The organism is Helicobacter bilis, assembly GCF_900198365.1.
Lineage (GTDB): Bacteria > Campylobacterota > Campylobacteria > Campylobacterales > Helicobacteraceae > Helicobacter_A > Helicobacter_A bilis_B.
Genome location: NZ_FZMS01000102.1, coordinates 1 through 9,418, shown reverse-complemented (window position 1 = coordinate 9,418; position 9,418 = coordinate 1). Strand labels below are relative to the sequence as shown.

The 9,418-nt window shown below is 36.1% G+C and carries 11 protein-coding genes; 5 read left to right on the top strand and 6 right to left on the bottom strand.

Features of this window, described 5'->3' with window-relative positions; translation table 11 throughout:
- Nucleotides 1–477: 477 nt before the first annotated feature.
- The 4 genes from C6H08_RS10875 to C6H08_RS10860 form a co-directional block, all read right to left on the bottom strand.
- A complete protein-coding gene (locus C6H08_RS10875; protein ID WP_034565763.1) occupies nt 478–1,044 on the bottom strand; it encodes a flagellar FLiS export co-chaperone in 567 nt (188 codons plus the stop codon).
- A 241-nt stretch (nt 1,045–1,285) separates the two neighbouring features.
- Nucleotides 1,286–1,759: a hypothetical protein gene (locus tag C6H08_RS10870; RefSeq protein ID WP_052093031.1), complete on the bottom strand. Its 474-nt coding sequence runs from the start codon at nt 1,757–1,759 to the stop codon at nt 1,286–1,288.
- A 47-nt stretch (nt 1,760–1,806) separates the two neighbouring features.
- Complete coding sequence (locus tag C6H08_RS10865) at nt 1,807–2,097, bottom strand: hypothetical protein (RefSeq protein ID WP_034579287.1); 291 nt, start codon at nt 2,095–2,097, stop codon at nt 1,807–1,809.
- 107 nt (nt 2,098–2,204) lie between these two features.
- A complete protein-coding gene (locus C6H08_RS10860; RefSeq protein WP_138196274.1) occupies nt 2,205–3,200 on the bottom strand; it encodes an LPD3 domain-containing protein in 996 nt (331 codons plus the stop codon).
- 151 nt (nt 3,201–3,351) lie between these two features.
- On the opposite strand from C6H08_RS10860, the gene C6H08_RS10855 reads away from it, so the two are divergent.
- From C6H08_RS10855 to C6H08_RS10830, 5 genes are all read left to right on the top strand, one after another.
- Nucleotides 3,352–5,562 carry an NADP-dependent isocitrate dehydrogenase gene (locus tag C6H08_RS10855; RefSeq protein ID WP_034579580.1) on the top strand — a complete coding sequence of 737 codons (2,211 nt, stop codon included), beginning with the start codon at nt 3,352–3,354 and terminating at the stop codon, nt 5,560–5,562.
- A 52-nt stretch (nt 5,563–5,614) separates the two neighbouring features.
- A complete protein-coding gene (locus C6H08_RS10850; RefSeq protein ID WP_034579582.1) occupies nt 5,615–6,352 on the top strand; it encodes a YqcI/YcgG family protein in 738 nt (245 codons plus the stop codon).
- On the top strand, nt 6,349–7,041 hold the full coding sequence (locus C6H08_RS10845) for a LysE family translocator (RefSeq protein ID WP_034579584.1): 693 nt from the start codon (nt 6,349–6,351) through the stop codon (nt 7,039–7,041). Before C6H08_RS10850 ends, C6H08_RS10845 begins: the two co-directional genes overlap by 4 nt.
- A 111-nt stretch (nt 7,042–7,152) precedes the next feature.
- Entirely contained in the window at nt 7,153–7,365 is a 213-nt protein-coding gene (locus C6H08_RS10840) for a hypothetical protein (protein ID WP_233708586.1), read from the top strand.
- Between the two features lie 742 nt (nt 7,366–8,107).
- Entirely contained in the window at nt 8,108–8,251 is a 144-nt protein-coding gene (locus tag C6H08_RS10830) for a 7-cyano-7-deazaguanine synthase (protein WP_233708585.1), read from the top strand.
- On the opposite strand, the gene C6H08_RS10825 is transcribed toward C6H08_RS10830, so the two are convergent.
- Nucleotides 8,189–8,866, bottom strand: coding sequence for an SLAC1 family transporter (locus C6H08_RS10825; RefSeq protein ID WP_080732229.1), 678 nt, complete (start codon nt 8,864–8,866; stop codon nt 8,189–8,191). The genes C6H08_RS10830 and C6H08_RS10825 overlap by 63 nt on opposite strands.
- Before the next feature lie 107 nt (nt 8,867–8,973).
- Nucleotides 8,974–9,418: cytochrome b/b6 domain-containing protein (locus C6H08_RS10820; RefSeq protein ID WP_233708584.1), on the bottom strand; the 445-nt coding region annotated here is incomplete at its 5' end.

Below are 9,418 nucleotides of genomic sequence, written 5' to 3'. Positions count from 1 at the left end.
GGGGTGTGGCTTAAACTCTCTTTTTTCGCTGAAGTCTTTGGTAAAAACCAACATGTAAATCCTTTTTTATTAAAGTTTTATTGCTTTATGTTATTGTTTGTCATATAGCAATAAGGCAAAACTACAAAGTTTTATGCTAATTGAACAGATTACACACACAAAAGCGTTCATATTAGGGTACTCAACCACACAAAAAACTTTGTGTAAAAATTTGCAACATTGTTTTAAATATCAAAAAAGGATTTAAAGTTAGAGAATAGGAGATTTAGCAATTAAATAGAATACATGCAAGACTTATAAAAGAGTAGAATTTCATTTAGAATTTATGAGAGTTTAAAGCCTTTATTAAGTTTTATGCTAAAACAAAATAAAACTTCGCAAATTATAAGTCGAGCTAACATAGCTTTTCATATGTTTTTATTTGCTTATTTTAGCTGGGTGGTTATAGAAATTTGGAATCTAGAAGTAAAGCGTAATCTAAAATCCGCTATTTCTTAACGCTTCGCCGATAGTTTTTCCACGCAGATTAGTCATAGAAACATCGCTTGTTGCTACATTTACTTCATTTAACGCTCGGATTGCTTCCATACACGCCATAATCTCTTCTTTCTTAGCGTCTATGTATTGATGCAATGACTGAAAATCTTTAGCATTTAAAAGTGGCATGGGATTTGCCATCTCGAAAGAGACGCTATGTGTCCCCATCGATGCACTAAGCTCTGTATCAAACAAATCTCTATCGATAAAACGCGTATTTGTTATCAAATCTCTAGCTTGTGAGAGAAGGATCTCACTCATATTCACATTTGCTGGATTTGTAGGATCTTCTTCTAGGCTAAACTCTATCTTTGAGACGATAGTTTGTAGTTTATTTAGTTTTGCACTTAACACTTGCAGACAGCCTACAAGCTCATTAGCAGCCTTTATTCCCTCACCAAAACGATGTGTTTGCATTTTGCTTTGCGGCACTGCATTCATCATAATATCTTCGATATTATCTAAGCCACCTAAATGCTTCTTAAAAGTTTGCAACATCTTGTCCATAACGCATCCTTGTATTAAAATTTCCTTAAAGCTAAGCAAATAGTATGCCAACCTTGTAAAATTATAGAATCTAAAAACTAGTGTTGATTTGGCAATAAGATAAGCAGCCTAAAGATTCTAAAAAAGGGATCTTTTTGCTTAATGCTTAAATAACAAGCAGCCTTAGAGTCTCTGTCTTTGACGGTTATGCGAACTGAAGATATGTGCGAAGAAAGCGTTTGAAATCTACACTTAAACAATTTTAAATCAGATGGATATGTGGTTTCCTTTTTATTTCATTAAATCTATCATCAATTTTACTTATGCTTTTTTGTATATCTTTTTCACTTAAAAATGAAGCCAACTCTACCATAATCGCGTTTATATCTAAGGTTTCTTGTTTGTTTGGCAAGATGGGCGATATGGCATTATGGAAAGCTTCTTGCGTTATCCCCTTAATGTTACCCTCTTCTTTCTTGCTATTGCACTCTAGTGCTATTTGTGTTCTTTTATCTAATGTAAAAATATATTTTGATTGCGATGCAACTTCTTTTTGATTAAAAAATATTTGCGAGGCTAATTGCAAATCTGCTACTTGCATTTGTATAACATTTGTTAGCCTGTATTGATTGGCATCTTGTGGCTTTAAAACTTCAAGTGTTATAGTAGAATTGTAGCCTATATGTGCTGGTGATATAAATTTTGGTTTATTTTGAATGTTTAGATGATTGTTCATTTGTGTTCCCTGTATCACTTTCATCTATCTTTTCAAATTTAAGATTTTTAACCTGATTTAGCACGATAATCGCAACCAAGATAAAAAACACCTATACCTATTACTTGACTAAATAAAGCACTTATATCCAAATAATGTCGCAAGAAGATATATGTAGGAATACATGCAATAGCAAGTGGTATCATAAGCATATATAACTTCTTTTTATCTATTTGTGGTGTCTTGTATTTTGTCCCACATTTTGGACACTTCCATATAATGCTATGTTCATTATCACTGCCTTCTGCCATTAACAAGTTAAACTTCTCACCACATACTTCACATGCACGATACAACATTCTTAACTCTTTATTTCAAATTCCATAATGATAACATATTATCTATGTTTCCACTTCAATTAATCATTACTTATTATCTCACCTCTACCCTTACTCTCTCGCACCTATTAGGTGCTAGCAATACTTTGCCTTGTATATGAAGTAAGATATTTCTGTGTCATTTCGCTTAAAATCTTAGTAAAGTCTATTGGCATAGAATCATCATTTAGCTTTACATTTCTATCTAATGCCCTAAGTATTGTTAGCATTTGTGTATGTTTTTGCATTCTTGGATTAAAGTTTTTAAATATTGTATTCTCTAAGCCTTTAACACTATCGCCCCATTGTGTGTCTAATACTCTTTGTTTCCACTGCTCTATTGTAAGTCTTGAATCTAAGTCTTTTTTATTCATGCCTTTTGTTAGGGCTTTGGCAAATTTGTCGTTTAAAGACTCTTTTATTTGTGCGTAGTTTTTATTTGCTTGTTGAAAATGTGAAAAAAGTTCGTCTGCTTCTTGACGCGTTAATGTTTTTTGGGTAGGATTGTGGGATAGGAATGCGGGGGGCTGTTCGAGGGTCAGACCATTCGTTCCTGAGTCAAGACTCCGTGTCCTAGTCGCTTGGGTGGTTGAGTCTGAGCCGCTTAACCTCGCGACACTATCTAACTCTAGCGTATAAATTCTATTCCCCTGATATTTTCCCTCTTTTGTTTCTTTTAATGTAATTAAGGCTTCTGTGTTATCATCAACCCTTGAAATATAGCGGTGTATTTGGATTTCATGTTGGTTATTCTTATCCTTATGCGTTTCCTTAAACACTGAATTCTGATATAACTCATCTAATCTTTTTGCGATTGTTAAATGTTCTTGTTCGCTAAAACCATTTGCCACGCTTTTTTGTATAGCTTTATCGCTTTCTATTTTCTCTATGCCTTTTTTAGTGATGATTGCTATTCGCCCATCATTCTTATTTTCTATTGGAATATTTATTTTTGGTGTTAGCTCGGCTTCTAGCTCTTGGCGCAATGTGTGTAAGTTTTTAGCAGGGTTTACCTTTGTTTCTTTATTGAGATGTTTTGCTTCGCTCAACGAGATAATTCCGTGCGTATTTGGATAAAAATCCAAAAACTATCTATTCACCAAGCAAATTATTATGCATTGCTACCTATCCGCCCTTATCACACCAAAAGTTTAAAAAAATCTTGCCTATTATTCCAAAAATAATGATTTTTGCTATACTAAAGACACTTTTAATTTCACGACAAAAGGACACACAATGAAAATCACTTACACACTCACAGATGAATCCCCAGCCCTAGCGACCTACTCATTTCTGCCTATCGCAAAGGCGTTTCTTAATCACGCCGACATTAAAGTAGAGACTGCTGATATTTCGCTAAGTGCTAGAATCTTAGCCCAATTCCCGGAGAATCTAGCCCCAAATCAACGCGTAGAAGACGCCCTAAGTCAGCTTGGTGAGCTTGTCAAAACGCCAAATGCAAATCTCATTAAAACCCCAAATATCTCCGCTTCAATTCCACAGCTTAAAAACGCCATTAAAGAGCTTCAAGCAAAGGGCTATAATGTGCCAGATTTCCCAGATGAGCCAAGCAACGAGCAAGAAAAGGCAGTGAAAGAGAAATACCAAAAAGTGCTAGGCTCAGCGGTTAATCCTGTTTTAAGGCAAGGTAATTCTGATCGCCGTAGCACCAATGCGGTCAAATCCTACGCACAGAAAAATCCCTACCGCGTAACGCCCTTTGATAAAAACTCAAAAAGCTGTGTGAGCTATATGAAAGAGGGCGATTTCTTTGATAATGAAAAGGCAGTGCTAATAGAATCTCCCACAACGGCAAAGATTATTTTCAAAGATTCTAGCGGACAAAAGGTGCTAAAAGATGGGCTAAAGCTAGAGGCAAATGAGATACTAGATGCCACCTTTATGGACGCACAGAAATTAAGCGAGTTTTATACAGAACAAATTGAATCTTGCAAAAAGCAAGGCATACTCTTTTCACTGCATTTAAAAGCTACGATGATGAAAGTAAGCGATCCTATCCTTTTTGGCTATGCGGTGAAGGCGTATTTTAAGGAGCTTTTTGATGAGTTTAAGGACGAGTTAGAAGCACTAGGTGTGAATGCCAATAATGGCGTGAGTGAGCTGCTTGCAAAGATAGAATCTAGCCCCAAAAAAGCGACAATTCTAGCGAAATACAATGAGATTTTAGAAAAATCCGCCAAAATCTCTATGGTAAATTCCGACAAAGGCATTACAAATCTGCATATCCCAAGCGATGTGATTGTAGATGCCTCAATGCCTGCTATGCTAAAAAATGGTGCGAGATTATGGGATAAAGATGGCAAGGAATGCGATGCAAACGCGGTGATTCCTGATAAAACTTATGCGACTATTTATGAAGCTGTGATTGAAGATTTAAAGGCTAATGGAGTGCTGAATCCTGCGACTTTAGGCAGTGTCAGCAATGTAGGCTTAATGGCGAAAAAAGCCCAAGAGTATGGCTCACACGACAAAACCTTTGTAGCCCCAAATGATGGGGAGTTTATTATTGTGGATTCTAATGACACAACTTTGCTTTCTCATAGCGTGAAAAAAGGCGATATTTATCGTGCTAATCAGGCAAAATTTGATGCGGTGCAAAACTGGATTGATTTAGGGATTGAAAGAGCGGATTTGACAGGGGATAAGGCGATTTTCTGGCTTGATGAAAAGAGGGCTAGTAATAAAATTATGATTGATTTAGTCAAAAAAAGGCTACAAGAAAAGGGCAAGGACATAGCCATTTTAGCCCCAAAAGAAGCGTGTTTAGAATCCCTGCGACTTATCCGTGCTGGTAAAAATGCCATTTCTATCACAGGCAATGTTTTGCGTGATTATTTGACTGATCTTTTCCCCATTTTAGAGCTTGGCACAAGTGCGAAAATGCTCTCAGTCGTGCCTATGCTAAATGGCGGGGCGATGTTTGAAACCGGGGCTGGTGGCAGTGCGCCAAAGCAGGTAGAGCAGCTTGTGGAAGAAAATCATTTGCGTTGGGATAGCTTGGGCGAGTTTTTAGCCTTGCAAGCAAGCCTAGAGTTTTACGCGCAAAAGCAAAATAGCCCTAAGGCAAAGGTGCTAGCAGACGCACTAGATTCTGCGACTTCACAATGGCTTGATAATAACAAAGCTCCCTCACGCAAAGTGGGCGAAGATGACAACCGCACAAGCCATTTTTACTTGGCGATGTATTTTGCTAGGGCGTTGGCAAATCAAAGCACAGATTCTAGTATTGCAGCATTCTTTACGCCTATTGCTAATGAGCTAGAATCTAAGCAAGATTCTATTAGGACTGAATTTAACTCCGCTCAAGGCGTGAAAGTAGATCTAGGCGGATATTATAAATTTGATGATAGCAAGGCTGAAAGCGTTATGCGACCAAGCAAGAGCTTTAATGCGGTGATTGAAAGGATTGCAAGTAAAGGTAACTGATAGTCAAAGCATCTCAATGTTTAAATAAGTTTATGAAATTTGGAGGTAGGTTATGACTTTTAGCTATTTGATTACACAAGAAAAACTAGAAAGCCATTCTAATAGCCAATCTTGGATATATAAGGCAAAAAATGATTTTTATATGAGGCTTACTAATAAGCAATTTCCTTGCTTATTTGCTTTGAATGCTTTTTGTAATAAGGGTATTTTGTTTTTATTTATTGATGACAAGCAAAGCTTATTATTGAATGGCTTAATGGAATATATTAGTTTTGTGAAAAATACACCTATAAAAAATAGACTTACTAATCCACTCGTCATATTTTTTAAGCAGAAATTTGATACATTGGAAAAAGAACATGTTTTTGCGTGGAAGCAAATTCAATTCTTGCATGACAATGACACACAACCCTATCCTTCCCATATTCCACTTGATACAGATAGTCCGCAATGGTGTTTTTGCTTTCAGGATATTGAGTTATTTATAAATGTAAGTTGTCCGCACCATGATATGTATAAAAATAGAAATTTAGGTGCTTACATAGCATTTGTGATAAATCCTAGAGAAAATTTTGATTTTGTTGCAAGTGGCAGTAAAAAAAGTGGCATTAGAGTTAGAGAGCGAATTAGAGAAAGGGTTAAAGATTATAATAATGGTATTATTCCAAAAGAGTTGGGATTTTTTGGTGATGAAGATAATAGAGAATGGAGGCAATATACTTTACAAGAAGAGCGAGAAATATTCAAGGTTTGTCCATTTAGATTTTCAGCTAAAAAGGGATTAAGATGATACATTTTGATATATTAAGTGCGTATATTTTGGCAATTATTGCACTCATTGCTACACCCGGTCCTGTTGTTGCCCTTGTGATAAAAAATGCTATTAGCATACAAGATTCTAAAACTAATAAACCTATGAAAAATGCCTTCTTTACAATCTGCGGGACAAATCTAGGCTCACTCATTCTTATCGCTATAAGTATTGCGGTGATTTTAGGCGTAGCTAAAGTTTCACATCTTGCTATATCGGTTGTGAGTTTGCTTGGCTCTTGTTTTATTTTTTATCTAGGATTTAGCTCGCTCTACCACACTTTTAAAGCAAAAAAGGCACAAACACACTCCCAAATAACAAAGCATAATAATTTACACGAGAATAACCACTTTAATACAAACTCTAAAAGCAAACCATACTTTTTACAGGGACTACTTCTAAGCCTATCAAACCCCAAAGATATTTTATTTTTTATCGCCTTTTTTCCGCAGTTTTTGGGTATAACACACTCCATTTATCTTAGCCTTACAATCCTTACACTATCGTGGATAACCCTTGATTTTAGTTTGCTTCTTCTTATAAGCTACATTTCTCAAAAGATACAACTAGAGCGATTTGAAACGCTCATAACAAAGCTTAGCGACATCGTGCTTATAATGGTTGGAATCTTTGGTATTGTGTATGGTTTCCTATCTTTAATGCCATAATAATTGATACAAAATTATCTTATTAGCAGCCAAAGTTCAAACAAATAAATATATTAAAATATCCTTACTTCATGGGGATTTGAGTGTATTGTACCAAGGTTGGTTGTCCTTGTGCTAAAAAATACGCTAAAAGAGCAAAATTCTAAAAGCAAAAGCACACAAGCCCTAAAGACAATATGCGGGACAAATCTAGGCTCACTCATTCTTATCGCTGTAAGCATTGCGGTGATTTTAGGCGTAGCTAAAGTTTCAGAATCTATGCTTGGGATTATGAGTATTGTAGGCTGTGGCTTTATAATCTATCTTGGCTCTAGTTCACCCTAGAATATCTCAAACAAAGACAATCTAAGAAAATCTTATCTTATCATATAGATTCTGTAGATTTCAGGTGATTGTAGCCTTGCCTCGTTGTATATTTGCTTTTAATATCTTTATGGAAAAATAATTAAGACCATTTATTACAGCATTTAATCAATCTTATCTTGACAAATAAATATCTGTCTTTGTATGACCGATACACACGAACTAATCGACACTCCACATTTAACTCAAAAATACTAGATTTAAAAAAGATTTGTTATAGTTATAATTGTAGGTTTACATTATTTCTTGCCATTGTATGCCATTACCAAACACACATAAAATCATAATGGACTTACGAAGTGCAGAATGATTGTAGATTATTGTTATTTGTGCAAATATAAGCAAGGGATTCGTTCGTGCAAATCATAGGTAAAAATCTGTTTTAAAATTGAACCAGATGTTTGCTTATACTTAACGCAACAAGTCATTTTTAGATTCTAGATTCTGTAAAAATTACGCCCTAAATCCTGCAATCCGCCAAGATTTGATGGGGAATCTAGATTCTACATCAGCAGAGCACGCAAACAAAACTACAAATTCTAGCAGTTGTTCTGTGGCTTTGGCTGAATTGTGATGGTATGAGTTTCTAAGCGATATGACTATCCATCACAATTCAGCCAATCGCCCAAATTGTATAGACAAGGGCGATTTTTTATAGAATCTAGATAGAATCTAAAAATACAGAATATTACAGGGTAAAAACATGCGATTAGTATTACTAAGCGGTGGAGTAGATAGTACCACAGCATTATTTTGGAGTAAAAAAGAGTGTGATACACATGCCTTAATCTTTAGATATCCAAGTTTGCATAATAAAAGAGAAATAGATGCTGCTGTGCGGATATAAAATAGGTATAAACCACGCAGGGGATAGCAAGGCAGTTTTCATACTTTCTTTAAACCAAAAGCTCATCACATATAAACTAAGCAGGAGTTGCAAAGCACTTGCTGCATAAAATAGCCCCAAAATCCCTTGCCATAGTAAATCCACCCCGCTACTCAAATCACTCCAAAATGCCACGATAATAAGCATACTGATAGGAATGCTTGATAAGAAGTTGATTTTGACTTGATGTTTTAAGTCTGCTTTAAACGCATTGAAATGATAGAGTATTTTCGCACCATAGCACACAAGCAAAAGGGCGAAAATAACCACTGCTAACACCGCAAAGCCATACGCTCCCCACCATAAAAATGGTGCGATTACCCCTTGCCACGATGAAGTAGAATCTAGTGTAGATTCCACTGCGTTTGCCCCGTTATTAAAGGACGCATTTGCAAGTGCCACGCTCCCAAAAACCACACTTGCTTTTTTCAATACAAGGCTTAAGCCACCTATCCCCATAACTGAAGCAAATAATGCGATAGGCAAGTTTGCAATGGGCGAGATGGCAGGTTTAGATTCTACTGCAATAGCGTTGCGTGGCTCTTTTACGCTAGATTCTGTATTTACATTTTGCATAGCTTAGTCCTTATTGTGTTTAGATGCTAGATTCCCTACCACTTTGGGTGGGTGCAGGGTTTTGGGGTGCATTTTCTTTAGATTCTAGAATCTTGTCATATTGAGCATTACGAAAAAGGCGAAATATCTCTTGTAGATTCTAAATCTTTAGATACTTCGCCTAAAGGCTTAGTATGACAGCTTATAGAATCTAGATTGTTTTCCGCTACTTTATCCCTAGCCATTTTAACGCCCTCTTGCCATAAGCTATGTCGCTCCACAATGTAAGCTGAATCTACCTTGCCACTAAACATTGCCCTTAAAAGCGGACGATTTGCCTTAAACACAAAAGCCATTAAATGCCCGATGATTCCAAGTATGATGAGAAACATTCCAAGATTATGCAGTTGCGCGCTCCATAGATACAAGCTATCGCTTATATTCCACCCGGCTAGATTTTTTGCAGTTTTTACTAAGCCGGTAATGATTAAAAGCAAAAGCACAAGCCCGATGAAAAAATATGCTAGTCTTTGTTCAGGTAGATATTTTTCACTCTCACAGGCAGGTTTTTTA

Coding starts and splice junctions, on each gene's coding strand:
- C6H08_RS10875 (WP_034565763.1), bottom strand. CDS start 1,044: ATGGACAAGATGTTGCAAACTTTTAAGAAGCATTTAGGTGGCTTAGAT.
- C6H08_RS10870 (WP_052093031.1), bottom strand. CDS start 1,759: ATGAACAATCATCTAAACATTCAAAATAAACCAAAATTTATATCACCA.
- C6H08_RS10865 (WP_034579287.1), bottom strand. CDS start 2,097: ATGTTGTATCGTGCATGTGAAGTATGTGGTGAGAAGTTTAACTTGTTA.
- C6H08_RS10855 (WP_034579580.1), top strand. CDS start 3,352: ATGAAAATCACTTACACACTCACAGATGAATCCCCAGCCCTAGCGACC.
- C6H08_RS10850 (WP_034579582.1), top strand. CDS start 5,615: ATGACTTTTAGCTATTTGATTACACAAGAAAAACTAGAAAGCCATTCT.
- C6H08_RS10845 (WP_034579584.1), top strand. CDS start 6,349: ATGATACATTTTGATATATTAAGTGCGTATATTTTGGCAATTATTGCA.
- C6H08_RS10830 (WP_233708585.1), top strand. CDS start 8,108: ATGCGATTAGTATTACTAAGCGGTGGAGTAGATAGTACCACAGCATTA.
- C6H08_RS10825 (WP_080732229.1), bottom strand. CDS start 8,866: ATGCAAAATGTAAATACAGAATCTAGCGTAAAAGAGCCACGCAACGCT.